The organism is Cupriavidus sp. H18C2, assembly GCF_049393795.1.
In the GTDB taxonomy this organism is placed as follows: Bacteria; Pseudomonadota; Gammaproteobacteria; order Burkholderiales; family Burkholderiaceae; genus Cupriavidus; species Cupriavidus pauculus_C.
Genome location: NZ_CP186010.1, coordinates 786,714 through 803,493, shown reverse-complemented (window position 1 = coordinate 803,493; position 16,780 = coordinate 786,714). Strand labels below are relative to the sequence as shown.

Annotated in this window: 16 protein-coding genes; 6 read left to right on the top strand and 10 right to left on the bottom strand. The window is 67.0% G+C overall.

What is annotated here, in order from left to right:
* The first annotated feature begins 10 nt into the window (after positions 1-10).
* On the top strand, positions 11-796 hold the full coding sequence (locus tag EPAKOI_RS03810; RefSeq protein WP_313835874.1) for a glycosyltransferase family 2 protein: 786 nt from the start codon (positions 11-13) through the stop codon (positions 794-796).
* On the opposite strand, the gene EPAKOI_RS03805 is transcribed toward EPAKOI_RS03810, so the two are convergent.
* On the bottom strand, positions 726-1,973 hold the full coding sequence (locus tag EPAKOI_RS03805; protein WP_423193021.1) for a glycosyltransferase: 1,248 nt from the start codon (positions 1,971-1,973) through the stop codon (positions 726-728). The genes EPAKOI_RS03810 and EPAKOI_RS03805 overlap by 71 nt on opposite strands.
* 4 nt (positions 1,974-1,977) lie before the next feature.
* Positions 1,978-5,481 carry a DNA polymerase III subunit alpha gene (gene dnaE, locus EPAKOI_RS03800; RefSeq protein ID WP_423193020.1) on the bottom strand — a complete coding sequence of 1,168 codons (3,504 nt, stop codon included), beginning with the start codon at positions 5,479-5,481 and terminating at the stop codon, positions 1,978-1,980.
* Between the two features lie 216 nt (positions 5,482-5,697).
* Between dnaE and EPAKOI_RS03795 the strand changes: the two genes are divergently transcribed.
* Entirely contained in the window at positions 5,698-6,540 is an 843-nt protein-coding gene (locus tag EPAKOI_RS03795) for a sulfurtransferase (RefSeq protein WP_423193019.1), read from the top strand.
* A gap of 15 nt (positions 6,541-6,555) precedes the next feature.
* Here EPAKOI_RS03795 and EPAKOI_RS03790 read toward each other — a convergent pair whose 3' ends face one another.
* From EPAKOI_RS03790 to rpsP, 5 genes are all read right to left on the bottom strand, one after another.
* Positions 6,556-7,236, bottom strand: coding sequence for a CoA pyrophosphatase (locus EPAKOI_RS03790; RefSeq protein WP_313835627.1), 681 nt, complete (start codon positions 7,234-7,236; stop codon positions 6,556-6,558).
* A 144-nt stretch (positions 7,237-7,380) separates the two neighbouring features.
* Positions 7,381-7,770, bottom strand: coding sequence for a 50S ribosomal protein L19 (gene rplS / locus EPAKOI_RS03785; RefSeq protein WP_124682165.1), 390 nt, complete (start codon positions 7,768-7,770; stop codon positions 7,381-7,383).
* Positions 7,771-7,838: 68 nt separating this feature from the next.
* Positions 7,839-8,621, bottom strand: coding sequence for a tRNA (guanosine(37)-N1)-methyltransferase TrmD (trmD, locus tag EPAKOI_RS03780; protein ID WP_124682166.1), 783 nt, complete (start codon positions 8,619-8,621; stop codon positions 7,839-7,841).
* 31 nt (positions 8,622-8,652) lie between these two features.
* Positions 8,653-9,321: a ribosome maturation factor RimM gene (rimM, locus tag EPAKOI_RS03775; protein WP_423193018.1), complete on the bottom strand. Its 669-nt coding sequence runs from the start codon at positions 9,319-9,321 to the stop codon at positions 8,653-8,655.
* A 61-nt stretch (positions 9,322-9,382) separates the two neighbouring features.
* Positions 9,383-9,637, bottom strand: coding sequence for a 30S ribosomal protein S16 (rpsP, locus tag EPAKOI_RS03770; RefSeq protein ID WP_124682168.1), 255 nt, complete (start codon positions 9,635-9,637; stop codon positions 9,383-9,385).
* A 449-nt stretch (positions 9,638-10,086) separates the two neighbouring features.
* Here rpsP and EPAKOI_RS03765 point away from each other — a divergent pair, with 449 nt between their 5' ends.
* From EPAKOI_RS03765 to EPAKOI_RS03755, 3 genes are all read left to right on the top strand, one after another.
* Entirely contained in the window at positions 10,087-10,500 is a 414-nt protein-coding gene (locus tag EPAKOI_RS03765) for a hypothetical protein (RefSeq protein WP_313835621.1), read from the top strand.
* 240 nt (positions 10,501-10,740) lie between these two features.
* Positions 10,741-10,890: a hypothetical protein gene (locus tag EPAKOI_RS03760; RefSeq protein WP_172965993.1), complete on the top strand. Its 150-nt coding sequence runs from the start codon at positions 10,741-10,743 to the stop codon at positions 10,888-10,890.
* An 86-nt stretch (positions 10,891-10,976) separates the two neighbouring features.
* On the top strand, positions 10,977-11,480 hold the full coding sequence (locus EPAKOI_RS03755; protein WP_313835620.1) for a TM2 domain-containing protein: 504 nt from the start codon (positions 10,977-10,979) through the stop codon (positions 11,478-11,480).
* A 284-nt stretch (positions 11,481-11,764) separates the two neighbouring features.
* Here the strand turns inward: EPAKOI_RS03755 and EPAKOI_RS03750 are convergent, their stop codons facing one another.
* Both EPAKOI_RS03750 and EPAKOI_RS03745 read right to left on the bottom strand, forming a co-directional pair.
* Complete coding sequence (locus EPAKOI_RS03750; RefSeq protein ID WP_423193017.1) at positions 11,765-12,907, bottom strand: PA0069 family radical SAM protein; 1,143 nt, start codon at positions 12,905-12,907, stop codon at positions 11,765-11,767.
* 72 nt (positions 12,908-12,979) lie between these two features.
* A complete protein-coding gene (locus EPAKOI_RS03745; protein ID WP_423193016.1) occupies positions 12,980-13,495 on the bottom strand; it encodes an Lrp/AsnC ligand binding domain-containing protein in 516 nt (171 codons plus the stop codon).
* Between the two features lie 109 nt (positions 13,496-13,604).
* Here EPAKOI_RS03745 and EPAKOI_RS03740 point away from each other — a divergent pair, with 109 nt between their 5' ends.
* A complete protein-coding gene (locus tag EPAKOI_RS03740; RefSeq protein ID WP_423193015.1) occupies positions 13,605-14,909 on the top strand; it encodes a D-amino acid dehydrogenase in 1,305 nt (434 codons plus the stop codon).
* A 57-nt stretch (positions 14,910-14,966) separates the two neighbouring features.
* Here the strand turns inward: EPAKOI_RS03740 and EPAKOI_RS03735 are convergent, their stop codons facing one another.
* Complete coding sequence (locus EPAKOI_RS03735) at positions 14,967-16,751, bottom strand: acyl-CoA dehydrogenase (RefSeq protein WP_423193014.1); 1,785 nt, start codon at positions 16,749-16,751, stop codon at positions 14,967-14,969.
* Between the last annotated feature and the right edge of the window lie 29 nt (positions 16,752-16,780).

Genomic DNA, 16,780 nt, shown 5'->3' with positions numbered 1-16,780 from the left:
AAGCATGTCTATGAAAATCTCTGCCGTACTGATTACAAAGAACGAGGCCCACAACATCCGGGCGTGCCTCGAGAGTGTCTCCTGGTGCGACCGCGCGATTATAGTGGACTCCGGCAGCACGGACGGCACGCTGGAGATCGCCCGCGCCATGGGTGCCGAGGTCCACGAAACGGCCGGCTGGCCCGGCTTCGGCCCCCAGAAGAACCTGGCCCTGGACAAGGTGCGCAGCGAGTGGGTGCTGTCGATCGACGCCGACGAGCGCGTCACGCCCGCGCTGCGCGACGAGATCCTGGCCGCCATCGACTCCGGCCGCGCCGACGCCTACGACATGCCGCGCCTGTCGCGCTTCTGCGGCCGCTTCATGCGCCACAGCGGCTGGTACCCGGACCGCCTGACCCGGGTCTTCCGCACCGGCCGCGCCCGCTTCACCGACGACATCGTCCACGAGAACGTGGTCACCGACGGCCCCATCGGCCACCTGAAAACCCCGCTGCTGCACTACACGTACGACGATTTCTCGCAGGTGCTGCGCAAGATCGACCAGTACTCGACGCTGGGCGCCCAGCAGGCGTTCCAGCGCGGCAAGCGCGCCACGGTACTGAGCGCCTGGACCCACGGTAGCTGGGCGTTCCTGCGCACGTGGCTGCTGCGCCGGGGCTTTCTGGACGGCCCCCAGGGGCTGGCCGTCGCGCTGATGAACGGCCAGGCCAGCTACTACAAATACATCAAGCTTTGGCTGCTGCAGCAGCAGGCGCTGAACCCGTCCGCTGCGTCAGCCGATCCACCAGCGCGCTGAACGCCGCCGCCGTGGGGCCGAAGCCCATCTGCTCGACGTGCCGGGCGGCATGGGCCAGCAGCGCCTCGCGCAGCGCGGCATCGTGCAGGCCCCGCTCGATGGCCGCCGCCATCGCGGGTACGTCGCCCACCGGGACGAGCAGGCCGGCGCGGCCGTCGTCCAGCATCTCGCGCGGGCCCACCGGACAGTCGCTGCTGACCACGACCTGACCCACCGTCAGCGCCTCGATCAGCACGTTGCCGAGCCCTTCCATCTTGGAGCTGAAGGCCATCAGTCGGGCATTGCGCATCCAGGCAAACGGATTGGCCTGGAATCCGACGAACTTCACGCGCGCCGCGACGCCAAGCTCGCTTGCCAACGCTTCCAGCGCCGGGCGGGACGGGCCTTCCCCGACGATGACCAGGTCCTCGTCGATGCCCCGATCCGCCAGCAACGCATAGGCCCGCAGCAGCGTGGCAAAGTCCTTCTGGCTCTCTTCGAGCCGGGCCACGGACACGATGTACGGCTGCGTCGGCAAGCCCTCGGGCGTCTGCCTGGACATCGCGCGGATGCGTTCCAGGTCGAACGCGTTGTACAGCTTGACGAAGCGGTCCGCCGCCTCCGGAATCAGGCGCCGCGCATCGGCCGCCATGGTTTCGTTGAGCATGACCACCGCGTCATAGTCTTCCCGGCACTGGTGCCGCAGCTTGCGCAGCTTGCGGCCGTGCCCCGTCGCCAGATGCGCCACGCTGAAGTGCTGGTAGCCGATCATCGGCACTGGCAGCGGGCCGGTGATGCGCGACAGCGACATGTCGTAGTCGACCACGGCGTCATAGCCGCCCTGCGCCAGGATCCGCATGAAGCGGCGCCGGACGATGGGCTTGCGCACCGGCGGCAGCAGCGCCTCTTCGTAGAGCTTGCCCAGCAGCCCAAGCTTGCGCTGCTTCTTTAGCTGGCGGCAATGCGACAGCCACGGCGCTTCGGCCAGCACATGGACCTTGACGCTGGCCGGCAGGCGGGCGCGGAAATGGGACGCCAGTTCGGGCGACGGATAGGTCACCGTCAGGCCAAGCTCGAACCGGTCCTGCAGCGACGTGAGCAGCGACACCAGCGACGTCTCGATGCCGCCATGCAGGAAGTGCGTGACGTGGAACAGGATGGCGGGCTTGCTTGCCGTGCCCGCGGACTGGTCGACCATCCCCTCAGCCATAAAGCATCCGCACGCTGTCGCCGAGCGCTCCGCGCAGGCTGGCCAGCGCCTCCTCGGACGGCGTGATCTGCCACTGGTCGCCCAGCATCGCCTCGCAGCGGGCCGTGCGGTTGACGTAGCTGACGCGCACCGGCACGCCCGGCTGCTGCGCCCCATTGGCCAGGAACGGCGTCAGCAGCTCGCGCAGCCGTTCCGTGGAAGCGTTGCCGTTGAAGCCCAGGCACACGGCCTCCGCATACCGCGCCCGCGCCGCCACCATGTCCATGACCGATTCGGCCGTGAAGCGGACGCCGCCCGTGAACGTGTCGTGGCGGGCGTTGCCCTGGGCGATGATCAGCTCGTCCTCGCGGAACATGTGGCGGTTGGCGTCGTACAGCTCGCTGAAGACCGTCATCTCGATCTGGGCGGTGCCGTCGTCGATCATGACGATGATCAGCTTGCCCCGCTGCGTCATCTGCGTGCGGATGCCCATGATCACGCCGGCAATCACCTTGCCGCGGACGTCGCGGCCGTAGCCGCCGCCGTTGCCCTGCACTTCCTTTTCCAGCGCGGCCAGCGTGCCCTTGACGAACCTGCGTACTTCGTCGCGCGAGGCGTCGAACAGGTGGCCAGAGAAGTAGTAGCCCAGCGCCTGCTTTTCTTCCTGCAGCGTGCGCTTGGCCGTCCAGCGCGGTTCGTCGACCAGCAACGGCCGGTGGGCTTCGCCCGCGTCGTCCATCAGGTCGAACAGCGACACCTGGTTGGCGGACTCGGCCTTCTGCTCGGCCGCTTCCATGGCGATCGACACCGATGCCAGCAACTGCGCGCGGTTGTCGTTGAGGCTGTCGAACGCGCCGGCGCGGATCAGCGCCTCGATGGTCCGGCGGTTGACCTGTCGACGGTCGACGCGCTCGCAGAAGTCGAACAGGTCCGCAAACGGCTTCTCCTCGCGCGCGCGCAGGATGTCCTCGATGGCGCCCTGGCCCGAGCCCTTGATGCCGCCCAGGCCATAGCGGATGGTTTTGGCATCGGTCGGCGCGAAGCGGTACTCGCTGGCATTGACGTCCGGCGGCAGCACCGCGATGCCGTTCAGGCGGCAATCCTCGTAGAGGATCTTGACCTTGTCGGTGTCGTCCATGGCCAGCGACATGTTGGCTGCCAGGAATTCCGCCGGATGGTGCGCCTTGAGCCAGGCCGTGTAGTAGGCCAGCAGCGCGTAGGCGGCCGCGTGCGACTTGTTGAAGCCGTAGCCCGCGAACTTCTCCATCAGGTCGAAGATGTCGTCGGCCTGCTGGGCGCTCAGGCCGTTCTTGTCGGCGCCCTCGCGGAACAGCTCGCGGTGCTTGGCCATTTCCTCGGGCTTCTTCTTGCCCATGGCGCGGCGCAGCAGGTCGGCGCCCCCGAGCGAGTAGCCGCCGATGATCTGCGCCATCTGCATCACCTGCTCCTGGTAGACCATGATGCCGTAGGTCTCCTTGAGCACCGGCTCCACGCGCGGATCGGGATACTCGACCTTCTCCCGGCCGTGCTTGCGTGCGCAGAAGCTGGGGATCAGGTCCATCGGGCCCGGCCGGTAGAGCGCCACCAGCGCGATGATGTCCTCGAAGCGGTCGGGCTTGGCGTCCTTGAGCATGCCCTGCATGCCGCGGCTTTCAAGCTGGAACACGGCGACCGTGTTGGCCGTCTTGAGGATGTCGAACGCGGGGCCGTCGTCGAGCGGGATCTGGCTGCAGTTCCAGTCGGCCTTGCTTGGGTCCAGGCGCCGGATGTAGCGCTCGGCCCAGTCCAGGATCGTCAGCGTGGTCAGGCCCAGAAAGTCGAACTTGACCAGGCCGGCCGCTTCCACGTCGTCCTTGTCGTACTGGCTGACGACGCCGCTCATGCCGTCGGTGCCCTGCGTGTAGAGCGGGCAGAAATCGGTCAGCCGGCCCGGGGCGATCAGCACCCCGCCGGCGTGCATGCCGACGTTTCGCGTCATGCCCTCCACCCGCTGCGCCAGTTCCAGCAACTGGCGGACTTCTTCCTCGTTGCGCTCGCGCTCGGCCAGCGCCGGTTCTTCCTTCTTCGCTTCCTCCAGCGTCACGAGCTTGCCGGGCTTGAACGGAATCAGCTTGGCGACGCTGTCGACAAAGCCGTAGCCCAGGTCCAGCACGCGGCCCACGTCGCGCACGGCGGCCTTGGCGGCCATCGTGCCGAACGTGGCAATCTGCGACACGGCGTCCTTGCCGTACTTCTCCTTGACGTACGTGATTACGCGGTCACGGCCGTGCTGGCAGAAGTCGATGTCGAAGTCGGGCATCGACACCCGCTCCGGGTTCAGGAAGCGCTCGAACAGCAGCGCGTACTTGAGCGGGTCGAGGTCGGTAATGCCCAGCGCGTAGGCCACCAGCGAGCCGGCGCCCGAGCCCCGGCCCGGGCCCACCGGCACGCCGTTGTTCTTGGCCCAGTTGATGAAGTCCGCCACGATCAGGAAGTAGCCGGGGAAGCCCATCTTGATAATGGTGCCGGTCTCGAATTCCAGCCGGGCGTAATACTCGGGCCGCTTGCGCTCGCGCTCCGCGTCGTCGGGGAACAGCACGGCCAGCCGCTTTTCCAGGCCGTCCTTGGCCATGAAGACCAGGTAGTCGTCCAGCGACATGCCGTCGGGCGTCGGGAACAGCGGCAGCCGTGGCTTGCCCAGTTCCAGCGTCAGGTTGCAGCGCTTGGCGATTTCCACCGAATTCTGCAGCGCGCTCGGGATGTCGGCGAACAGCGCGCACATCTCGTCCTGCGTCTTGAAATACTGGTCGGTCGTGAAGCGGCGGGTGCGGCGCGGGTTGGCGAGCAGCTCGCCCTCGGCGATGCAGACGCGCGCCTCGTGCGCCGTGAAATCGTCGGGCGACATGAACTGCACCGGATGCGTCGCCACCACGGGCAACTGCATGGCGGCCGCCAACGGCACGGCCTGCTGGATGTAGGCGTCGGTGCCGGGATGCCCGGCCCGTTGCAGTTCGATATAGAAGCGGCCCGGGAACACGCTGGCCCAATGGGCCGCCGCGCGCCGCGCGCCGTCTTCGTTGCCGTTGGCCAGCGCCTGGCCGATATCGCCGCCCATGGCGCCGGACAGCGCGATCATGCCCGTGGCCAGCGGCAGCCCTTCCTCGCCCGGTTCCTGGAACCAGCCCGGCTCGAACTCGGCGCGGCCGCGATACTGGTTACCCAGCCAGGCGCGGGACAGCAGCGTGCAGAGGTTCAGGTAGCCGATGCGGTCCTGGACCAGCAACTGCATGCGCGCGGGCTTGTCGCGGTCGTCGGCGTTGGTCAGCCAGACGTCGGCGCCGACGATCGGCTTGACGCCGCCGCCGCGGGCTTCCTTGTAGAAGCGGATCAGGCCGAACGCGTTGGCCAGGTCGGTCAGCGCAAGCGCGCCCATGCCGTCCTTGGCGGCGGCCTTGACGGCGTCTTCCAGGCGGACGATGCCGTCCACGACCGAATATTCGGAATGCAGGCGAAGGTGTACGAAGCGAGGTGCAGACATAGGGCGCCATTGTACCGGCTCGCCCCCGGTGGAAACCTGAGAGTTTTCGCAAAATGGGGGGCTGCGGGGCTTGCGGCGCGCGGTGTGCGGCGTGCGCGCGACGCCCGCGCCGCCGCTTCGGGACGGGTATCGGCGGGGCCGATCAGCGGCTATAATATCGCCTTTCCAATCAGGCAGTTACCGGCGCGTCCAGCGCCGGCAAGGCAGCGTCGCTCCATGCAGATCGTCAACATTTCGGCTTACAAGTTCGTCACGCTCGACGATATCGAGACCCTGCGCCCCGCCATGCGCGAGCGCTGCGAGGCGGCCGGCCTGAAAGGCACGATCCTGCTCGCGCCGGAGGGCATCAACATGTTCCTGGCCGGCACCCGCGCGCAGATCGACGGCTTCATGGCGTGGCTGCACGCCGACGCGCGGTTTGCGGACATCGCGCCCAAGGAGAGCCTGTCCGAGAACCAGCCGTTCAAGCGCATGCTGGTGCGCGCCAAGAAGGAAATCATCACGATGAAGATGCCGCTGATCCGCCCCGAGGCGGGTCGGGCGCCGGCGGTGCGGCCGGTGGACCTCAAGCGCTGGCTGGACCAGGGTCATGACGACGAAGGGCGGCCCGTGGTGATGCTGGACACGCGCAATGACTTTGAAGTGGCGGTGGGGACCTTCGACGGGGCCGTCGAGTACAACCTGTCGAAATTCAGCGAATTCCCGCCCGCGGTGGCCGAGCACAAGGCGGCGCTGGCAGGCAAGACCGTGGTGTCGTTCTGTACGGGCGGCATCCGCTGCGAAAAGGCCGCCATCCACATGCAGGAAGTGGGGATCGAGCGCGTCTACCAGCTCGAAGGCGGCATCCTGAAGTATTTCGAGGAGGTCGGCGGCAGCCACTACCGCGGCGACTGCTTCGTGTTCGACTACCGGACCGCGCTGAATCCGAACCTGGAACCGGCTGGCCCGGTGCAGTGCTTCGCCTGCCGTGCCGTGGTGACGCCCGAAGAGCAGCAGGGTCCGGCCTACGTGGTGGGCAAGAGCTGCCCGCATTGCGCGGACGCGACCGCCGCCGCGTGAAGCCGTGCGCCAGCCTCAGGCCGCCAGCAGGTGGTATAGGTTGCGCAGCATCCCGGCCGTCGCGCCCCAGATGAAGCGGTGGCCGCCGCCTTCGCGCGGATAGGGCATCGCATAGAACTGACGCTCGCCGCCTTCCCATCGGAACAGCCGGCGCTCGTGGCGCGACGGGTCCATCAGGAACGCCAGCGGCACCTCGAAGATATCGGCCACCTCGCCGGCATCGGCCTGCAACGTGAAGCCGGAACGGACCAGGCCGACGATCGGGCTGACGTGGTAGCCGGTGCCGGTAATGTAGTCCGGCAGCGATCCCAGCACCTCGATGAAGTCGCGCTGCAGGCCGATTTCTTCCTCAGTCTCGCGCAGCGCGGTGGCGATGCGGTCGGCATCGTAGGTTTCCTGGCGCCCGCCCGGAAAGCTGATCTGACCCGCGTGTGACGAAAGATTCGCATTGCGCTCGGTCAGCAGCACGGTCAGGCCGTCGCGGCGCTCAACCAGCGGCACCAGCACCGCGGCTTCGCGCAAGCCGCGCGTCTTGTCGTAGATCCGCGACTCGTCGGTCAGCTCTGGCTCCCAGGCCGGCGGGGAGAGCAGCCGGTGCCGGATGAAATCGGGTTGCATGCGCGGCGCGGTGAGCGGCGCGCGGCGACTGTCGGTCTCGATAACGGGCAGTGCCTCGGGGTCGAATTTGGGGCGCATAACGGCGTCAAGTATGACAGAACGGCAATTGTTGCATCGCAGCATCAGGTGGTGCCGCGCGGCGTTTCAATGCAAAAAGGACACCCGAGGGTGTCCTTCGCAATGCCGGAGCGGCGCCGGTTTCCCGGCACCCGCTGGAACAGCTTACTCGGCGGCGGCGGCCGTCTTGGCCTTCGTCACCAGCTTTTCCTTGATACGTGCCGACTTGCCCGAACGCTCGCGCAGGTAGTACAGCTTCGCGCGACGGACGTCACCGCGACGCTTGACTTCGATGCCGGCGATCAGCGGCGAGTACAGCTGGAACGTACGTTCCACGCCTTCACCCGACGAGATCTTGCGCACGATGAAGGAGCTGTTCAGACCACGGTTACGCTTGGCGATCACCACGCCTTCGTAAGCCTGCACGCGCTTGCGGTTACCTTCCACCACGTTCACGTTGACGATCACGGTGTCGCCAGGTGCGAATGCGGGGATGGTCTTGTTCGCGGTCAGACGCGCGATCTCGTCCTTCTCGATTTGCTCGATGAGATTCATCGTTTTCTCCATAACCATCGTACCGGCGTTATATACCCGTAACCGGGCCCCGGCAGAGGATGGGGTTTTCACTTGGCAGGAGCGAACTCCTGCCCTGCTTTCGCCGCCAGGGTCGACAGGTACTTCTCGTCGGCCTTGGACAACAATCCTTGCTCGCGCGCGGCCTCGATCAGGTCGGGACGCTTGCGGGCGGTATTGGCCAGCGCCTGCTGGCGCCGCCACTTCTCGATCTCGGCGTGATGGCCCCCGAGCAACACATCGGGCACCCGCACGCCTTCGTATTCTTCCGGCCGCGTGTAGTGCGGACAGTCGAGCAGGCCATTGACAAAGCTGTCCTGCACCGCCGACTGCGCATCGCCCAGCACGCCGGGCAGATGCCGCACCACCGCGTCGATCAGCGCCATGGCCGGCAGTTCGCCGCCCGACAGCACGAAATCGCCGAGGCTGATTTCCTCGTCCACGCGACGGTCGATCAACCGCTGGTCGATCGCCTCGTAGCGCCCGCACAGCAGCACCAGCCCGGGCCGCTGCGCCAGCTCCATGACCTTGGCGTGCGTGAGCGTGGCGCCCTGGGGCGACATCAGCACCACGTGCGGCCGTGCCACGCCCGCGTCCGACTGCGCCGCACCGGCGGCATCGATCGCATCCTCAAGCGGCTTGGCCAGCATCACCATGCCGGGGCCGCCACCGTAGGGCCGATCGTCGATCGTCCGGTAGTTGTCGACCGTGAAGTCACGGGGATTCCAGGCGCGCAACGCGTAGCGCTGCTGCTTGGCTGCCCGGCTGGTAATGCCCCAGTCGGTCAGCGCACGAAACATCTCGGGAAACAGCGTGATTACATCGAACTGCATCAGCGCCTCCCTCGACGGCAATTCAGGTACTTCAGTAGTCCAGCCCCCAGTCGACCACGATGCGCCGGGCCGACGTATCGACCGTGCGCAGGAACGCATCGACAAACGGGATCAGCCGCTCGGCGGCCTTGCCGTCCGGCAGCTGGTAGGCCACCTGGAGAATCTGGTGCGCGCCATTGTCGATCAGGCCGGTCACGTCGCCGAGCGTTTCGCCCTGCTCGTTGACCACGGCGCAACCGATCAGGTCCACCCAGTAGAACTCACCTTCTTCCGGCGCGGGAAAATCCGCACGCCGGATCCAGACGCGGCGACCCTTGAGCATTTCTGCCACATTGCGATCCGAAACGCCGGTGGCTTGCGCCACCACGGTACCGCTGTGCTCCCGCGACTGGGAAATCTTGACGCTAACGGCGTCCGCCGCTTCGGCGGATGCAGTCACCACGCCGGCCGGCGGCGCGCGCAGCAGCCACCAGCGCCGGGCATGAAGCAATGCGGAGGCGTCGTCCGCATGCGGCTGGACCTTGATCCAGCCCCGGATGCCGTAGGCCGCGCCCACGTAGCCAACCTCGACGAGATCGTCGGGCAGGCTGTCCGTGAACAGCAGCGATGCGGGCAGCCTGGCCTGCTTGCCCGCCGCACCACCTTGCGTGGTGGCGTTCGACAGGTTCAGCGGCTTGCGGCCGGTGGCGGTGCCAGTCACGTGTGCCGGGCGTATTCTTGATGCATCAGTGCGCACCGGTAACGGCGCGCCTGTACAACGATCAGGCTGCAGCCTTGGTGGCGGCTTGCTTGACCAGGCGGGCAACGGTCGGCGACAGTTGGGCGCCAACGCCTTGCCAGTAGGCCAGACGGTCCTGCACCACGCGCAGGCCTTCTTCCTTGTCGGAAGCCAGCGGGTTGTAGAAGCCAACGCGCTCGATGAAACGGCCATCGCGACGGTTGCGCGAATCGGTAGCAACGATATTGAAGAACGGGCGCTTCTTGCTGCCGCCGCGAGCCAGACGGATTACGACCATGTTAATTCCTCGAAAAAACGGGGTGTGCGAACACGAAACGCAAGAGTATAGCCCACTTCCCGAGTCCAAACAAACACTTAGGGCTTTCCAGCACGCGGGCGGCCCGCGCAGGCGATGCCGACGCAACACCGGGCCGGGCATGCCGTGGCGAAAACCGCGAACCGGGTCAGCGTCATATGGATGAATCGGCACTTTCCGAAATGGCGAAACACTAGCCGATGCCACCTTCATTCCAACGATGCGACGCACATCGGCAGCATCCGAGAACACCTTCTAATCCCCGCCAAACCCACAGTATCGCGGCACTGCGGCCGACCCGCCAAAGCTGCCAAAAATGACGAAACACTCCGTTACACCGGTAACGGGTTTCGCATAGGTCGCCAGACCCTCCGTGCGTACCATGAACCCACGCCTGACTCATCACCTGCTACAGGACATTGGGATTGCACATGCTTACCCGCCCCCACCTGCGCCATCTGGTGGCTGGTACCGTGGCCGTCATCGGCCTGGTTGGCACCATCGCCACCAGCCACGCTCAAGTTGCCTTCTGGCAGCGCGCCTTCGCCGAACACCCGGTGCGGATGGGCCGTGCGGGCCCCGGCTGGGACATCGCGAGTGTACGCGCCGAAAACCGCGACCACGTGCAGGCACAGATCGACCGGATGGAACAGCGCGCGCGCAATGACGACCGCCTCAGCGGCCGTCCGCCCGGACCCGGCCACGCCGGCGACGACCGTGGCGGCCGGCAGTCCGGCGGCGTCGACCGCAACAACCCCGGCGACACGGCGATGCGCGGCACCGAGATGCGCCCCGCCAATGTCGGCCCCGGCTGGCAGGCGCGCGGACGCGACGGCGGCCGCTGACCGCGGCGAGCCCGCCTCACACCACCCCAACGGCCGGAACTTCCGGCCGTTTTCCATTGTCACTTCAGAGTGCGTGCCACAAAACGCCGCACAGGCTGCCGCCCGGCGATGTCCGGGGCCGTCCAGCGTGCCGCTGTTGCGCAGACGGCAATCGAACTGACCTGCCTCTGCCCGGCACCCACTGCCCGGGCCCCGGAGGCCGGGCGCGGCCTCCACAAGAACGACTTGTCGAGGTTCATCATGTCTCCCCTGCTTCACGACCTGGCCCGACACGCGGGCCAGTTGTCGTTGTCGATACTGTTCATGCTGTTGCTGACCGTCATCCTGTACAGCGAGACGCACGTCTCGGCGCTGGTCTCCGGCGCGCTGGCGTGGATGTGGCCGTCCTGACGCCCGCCTGACGCTACAATGGGCGCCGATGCCGCCGGCATCGCCTGGAATCCCCTGGAATCCCCTTCGCACCGCCCTGCCCCACGATGCCAGCCGCCAGCCCGTCCGCCCCCATTTCCCGTGATCCCAGCCGCGCACCCGGCACGCCGCGTGGCAAGTCCAAGCTGGCCACCGTTGCGCTGGCCTTCCTGCTGGGCAGCCTTGGCGCCCATCGTTTCTACCTGAAGGGTGCGCGCGACCTGGCGGGCTGGGCGCATCTGCTGGCCACCACGGCTGGCGCGCTCGGCGTGGCGTCGCTGATCCTGGGCGTAGGCAGCACGCCGCTGAACTGGACGTTCGCGGTAGCGGGCGGCGCGTCGGTCATCGGCGCGTTTCTGACGGCCATCGTGTTCGGCCTGCGGCCGGACGACAAATGGGACCAGCGCTACAACGCCCATGGGCAGCCCACGCGCTCGGGCTGGCCGGTGGTCATCCTCGTGATCCTGTCGCTGATGATCGGCACCGGCCTGCTGATGGCGGGGCTGGCCATCAGCTTCCAGACCTTCTTCGAGTCGCAGGTGGAAGCCGCCAAGGCCCTGTCACAGGAATAGCGGCACCCGCGCATCACACCGTCGTGACAACTTCGTAACGATCGCGCCGTGCGCGCGTGGATCGCCCATACTGCTTAGGTTCAGGTTCGACGCCGGCTCCCGGCGTCACGAATAGGAGGGCAGATGGAACATCCAAGCTACGAAGAGGGACGCCTCGCGGCGATCGCTGTCCGGCTGGCCATGTCGTCTGGCTTGCCGCCAGTCAATGCCAAGGCCGCGCTGGAACTGGCCTGCCGCATGATCGACGACAATCTCAACACGCCCGCTGCGGGCCGCAAGGAAGCTCAGAAGAGCGAGCCCTGCCTGTCACCCCCGTCGCATGGCCGGATCGGCCTGGGTGGTGGCGTGAACCGCGAGCTATCGAGTTCGAAACGGTTATAGCGAAACCCGAGACGATCGGCGGCCTTGTAGAAGCGCTGCCGGATCAGATCGGCCCAGATTCCCGTGCCGCGCATGCGCGAGGCGAAATCGGCGTCATAGTCCTTGCCGCCACGCATCTCGCGCACGCGGTTCATGACCCGCTCGGCACGGCCCGGGAAATGCGCCTGCAGCCACTCCTGGAACAGCGGGCGCACTTCCCACGGCAATCTCAGCACGATGTAGTTCGCATAGACGGCGCCAGCCTCGCGCGCCGCTTCCAGAATCCTTTCCAGATCCGGTTCCGTGATGAACGGGATGACCGGCGCCACGCTCACGCCCACCGGGATGCCCGCGTCGGTCAGCTCGCGGATCGTGCGCAGCCGCCGCGCCGGCGTGGCGGCCCGGGGCTCCAGCGTGCGGGCCAGGTCGGCGTCGAGCGTGGTGATCGTGACGGCCGCCACGGCCAGCCGCTGCGCCGCCATGGGGGCCAGCAGGTCGATATCGCGCTCGATCAGCGACGACTTGGTGATCAGCGCCACCGGGTGACGGGTTTCATGCAGCACTTCTAGAATGCCGCGCGTGATGCGCTGCGTGCGTTCGATGGGCTGGTAGGCGTCGGTGTTGACACCCAGCGCAATGGTTTCGCAGCGATACGATGGTCGCGACAGCGTCTCGCGCAGCCGCTCGGCGGCATTGGCCTTGGCGTAGAGTTTTGTCTCGAAATCGAGACCCGGCGACAGGTCCAGGTAGGCATGCGTCGGCCGCGCAAAGCAGTAGATGCAGCCGTGCTCGCAGCCGCGATAGGGATTCAGCGAAACATCGAACGGGATGTCGGGCGACGCGTTGCGCGTCAGGATCGACCTGGCCTGCTCCAGGCTGACCTGCGTGACGATCCGGGGCGGTGCCGACGCTGCCGGCTCGGCCGATTCCGCAGCCAGGTCGGCCCCGGCGGGCCGCCAGCCATCATCGAACTCGTCGCGCGCATCGCGTGCAAAGCGACCCTGGAGGTTGCTGACCGCGCCCCGACCCTTGGTGGGAAGCGCGGCCGGGGGGCGATTGGGGGGCATGGAATTTCGTCGCGAACCGAACCGGATACTGTATGAATATACAGTATCGCCACGCATCCCCCAACCGCTTTGTCAGGCCGTGGCGGCGGCGCCGCTTTCCTTGCCGTCCACCGCAATCGCCAGTGTCTCCTTGATCTCTTCCATCACGACATAGCTTTTCGACTGCGCCGCGCCGGGCAGTTGCAGCAGGATGTCGCCCAGCAGCCGCCGGTACTCGCCGATTTCACGGATGCGCGCCTTGATCAGGTAGTCGAAGTCGCCCGACACCAGATGGCATTCCAGCACCTCGGGAATCCGCAGCACCTCGCGCCGGAACTGCTCGAACATGTTCCCCGACTTGTTGTTCAGCGAGATCTCGACGAAGACCAGCAGGGCGCTGCCCAGCGCCGCGGGGTTCAGCCGCGCGTAGTAGCCCATGATCACGCCGTCGCGCTCCAGCCGTTTCACACGCTCGATGCATGGCGTGATGGTCAATCCGACCTGCTCGGCCAGGTCCTTCATCGAGATGCGGCCGTCGGCCTGCAGCATCGCCAGGATCTTGCGATCCAGCCGGTCCAGCGCGCGCACGGGCGGGCGGGTCGTTCTCATGATTTTTTCCTGTTTTCCCGAAAATTTCACGAACTATGCCTACTTCGAAGTCAATAGTATAGAAGCGAATTCTTCATCAGCCCCCTTTGGCAGTACGGAGCCCCCGAAAATGCGCGTTCTTGTTCTTGGCAGTGGCGTGATTGGCGTCACGAGTGCGTGGTATCTGGCCCGGGCCGGTCACGAAGTGACCGTCGTGGACCGGGAAAGCGGGCCCGCGCTGGGCACCAGCTTTGCCAATGCCGGCCAGATCTCGCCGGGCTACGCGTCGCCGTGGGCGGCGCCGGGCGTGCCGCTCAAGGCCATCAAGTGGATGTTCCAGGAACACGCGCCGCTGTCGATCAAACCCGATGGCACGCTGTTCCAGCTCCAGTGGATGTGGCAGATGCTGCAGAACTGCACGGCCGACCGCTATGCGGTGAACAAGGAGCGCATGGTGCGGCTGGCCGAGTACAGCCGCGACTGCATCCGCGCGCTGCGTGCCGAGACGGGCATCGCCTACGAGGGCCGCCAGCAGGGCACGCTGCAGGTCTTTCGTACCCAGGCCCAGCTCGACGCCGCCGCGCGCGACATCGCCGTGCTGGAAGACGCCGGTGTGCCTTACGAATTGCTTTCGCGCGACGATCTCGGCGCGAGCGAACCGGCGCTCGCCGCTGCCGGCCAGAAGCTGGCTGGCGGCCTGCGCCTGCCGAACGATGAAACCGGGGATTGCCAGCTGTTTACCGAGCGGCTGGCAGCCATGGCCGTGTCGATCGGCGTGCAGTTCCTCTACGACCGGTCGATCGACGGCCTGCTGACGACCGGCGATGCCGTGACCGGCGCGCTGGTCGACGGCAAGCCGATGACGGCCGATGCCGTGGTGGTGGCGCTGGGCAGTTGGTCCACGCCGTTCGTGAAGCCGGTGCTGCGCGGGCTGTCGAACCTGCCGGTCTATCCGCTCAAGGGCTTCTCGATCACAGTGCCACTGGTGGACGCGGCCAGGAGCCCGGTGTCGACCGTGCTCGACGAGACCTACAAGGTTGCCATCACGCGTTTCGACGACCGCATCCGCGTGGGCGGCATGGCGCAGATCGTCGGCTACGACCGCTCGCTGGACCCGAACAAGCGCCGCACGCTGGAGCACGTGGTCAACGACCTGTTCCCCGGCGCCGGCGACGTCAGCCGCGCCACGTTCTGGACCGGCCTGCGTCCGATGACGCCCGACGGCACGCCGGTGGTCGGCCCGGCCGGCATCCGCGGCCTGTGGCTCAACACCGGCCACGGCACGCTGGGCTGGACGATGGCCTGCGGCTCGGGCCAGTTGCTGTCCGACCTGGTCTCCGGCACCCGCCCGGCCATCCGCGCCGACGACCTCTCGGTGGACCGCTACCGCAAGACGCCGCCCGCGCGGCACGTGCCGCGGCCGGCCACGGCGTAATGAAAAAGGCGACCTCCGGGTCGCCTTTTTGCTGGAGCTGTCTGTCCGCCAGCTTGCTCAGAACTGTTCGGCCGACATCGCCTTGACCGGCTCGGCCCCGTCGACGATGGCCGCGCGCAGCCCCGACGCCTGCGACAGGATGTGCTGGCCGAAGAAATGCGCGGTGGCGATCTTGGCGTCGTGGAAGGCCGGGTCTTCGGCGCGTCTGGCGTCGGCCGCCAGCATCGCGCGCGCCAGTTGCCAGCCCGACAGCACGATGCCGCAGAGCTTCAGGTACGGCACGCTGCCCGCGAACACCGCATTCGGATTGCCCTTGGCGTTATCGACCACGAACTGGACCACCGCCTCCAGCGCCTCGCGGCCCTGCCTGAGCTGGGCCTGCACGGCCAGGAACGGTGCGCCGCCATGCTCGCCCAGCCGGTTCTCGGTCTCGGCGATGCTCGCGCAGATCGCGCGCGCCACGGCACCGCCGTCGCGCACGGTCTTGCGGCCGACCAGATCGTTGGCCTGGATGGCCGTCGTGCCTTCGTAGATCGGCAGGATACGGGCGTCGCGGTAGTGCTGCGCGGCGCCGGTTTCCTCGATGAACCCCATGCCGCCGTGCACCTGCACCCCCAGGCTGGTGACGTCGATCGACAGCTCCGTGCTCCAGCCCTTGACCACCGGCACCAGGAACTCGTACAGCGCCATGTTCTGGCGGCGTACGAACTCGTCCGGATGCTGGTGCGCCACGTCGCTGGCCGCAGCCGCCACGTAGGCCACGCTGCGCGCGCCTTCGATCAGCGCGCGCATCGTCATCAGCATGCGCTTGACGTCGGGATGGTGAATGATCGTCACGCCTTCGCGCGCCGAGCCATCGACCGGACGGCTCTGCACCCGCTCGCGCGCGTAGGCCACGGCCTGCTGGTAGGCGCGTTCGGAGACGGCGATGCCCTGCATGCCGACCGAGAAGCGCGCCGCGTTCATCATGATGAACATGTATTCCAGGCCGCGGTTTTCCTCGCCGACCAGCGTGCCGATGGCGCCGCCGTGGTCGCCAAACTGCAGCACTGCCGTGGGGCTGGCCTTGATGCCGAGCTTGTGCTCGATCGACACGCACTCCACGTCGTTGCGCGCGCCCAGCGACCCGTCCGCGTTCACCAGGAACTTCGGCACGATGAACAGCGAGATGCCCTTGACCCCTTCGGGCGCGTCGGGCGTGCGGGCCAGCACCAGGTGGACGATGTTGTCCGCCATGTCGTGCTCGCCGTAGGTAATGAAGATTTTCGTGCCGAACACCTTGTACGTGCCGTCGCCCTGCGGCTCGGCGCGCGTGCGCACCGCGGCCAGGTCCGACCCGGCCTGCGGCTCGGTCAGGTTCATCGTGCCGGTCCATTCGCCCGAGATCAGCCGGGGCAGGAACAGCGACTTCTGCGCGTCGGTGCCGGCCGTCAGCAGCGCCTCGATGGCGCCGTCGGTCAGCAGCGGGCACAGCGCGAACGACAGGTTCGCCGTGTTCAGCATTTCGTTGCACGGCGTGGCGACGAGCTTGGGCAGGCCCTGCCCGCCGAAGTCCGCCGGATGCAGCACGCCCTGCCAGCCACCTTCGCCAAACTGGCGGAACGCGTCGCGAAAGCCCGGCGTGGTCGTGACAACACCGTCCTTCCAGCTACTCGGCTGGATGTCGCCAGCGCGGTTCAGCGGCGCCACCACCTGTTCGTTGAACTTGGCGGCCTCCTCCAGCACAGCCTGCGCCGTGTCCGGCGTGGCGTCCTCGTAGCCCGGCAACTGGCTGATCTGTGCCAGCCCGGCCAGTTCGTTCATGACGAACAGCATGTCCTTGAGCGGTGCGCGGTAGGTCATCGTATGTCTCCACGATCTCGTAAAAAAGC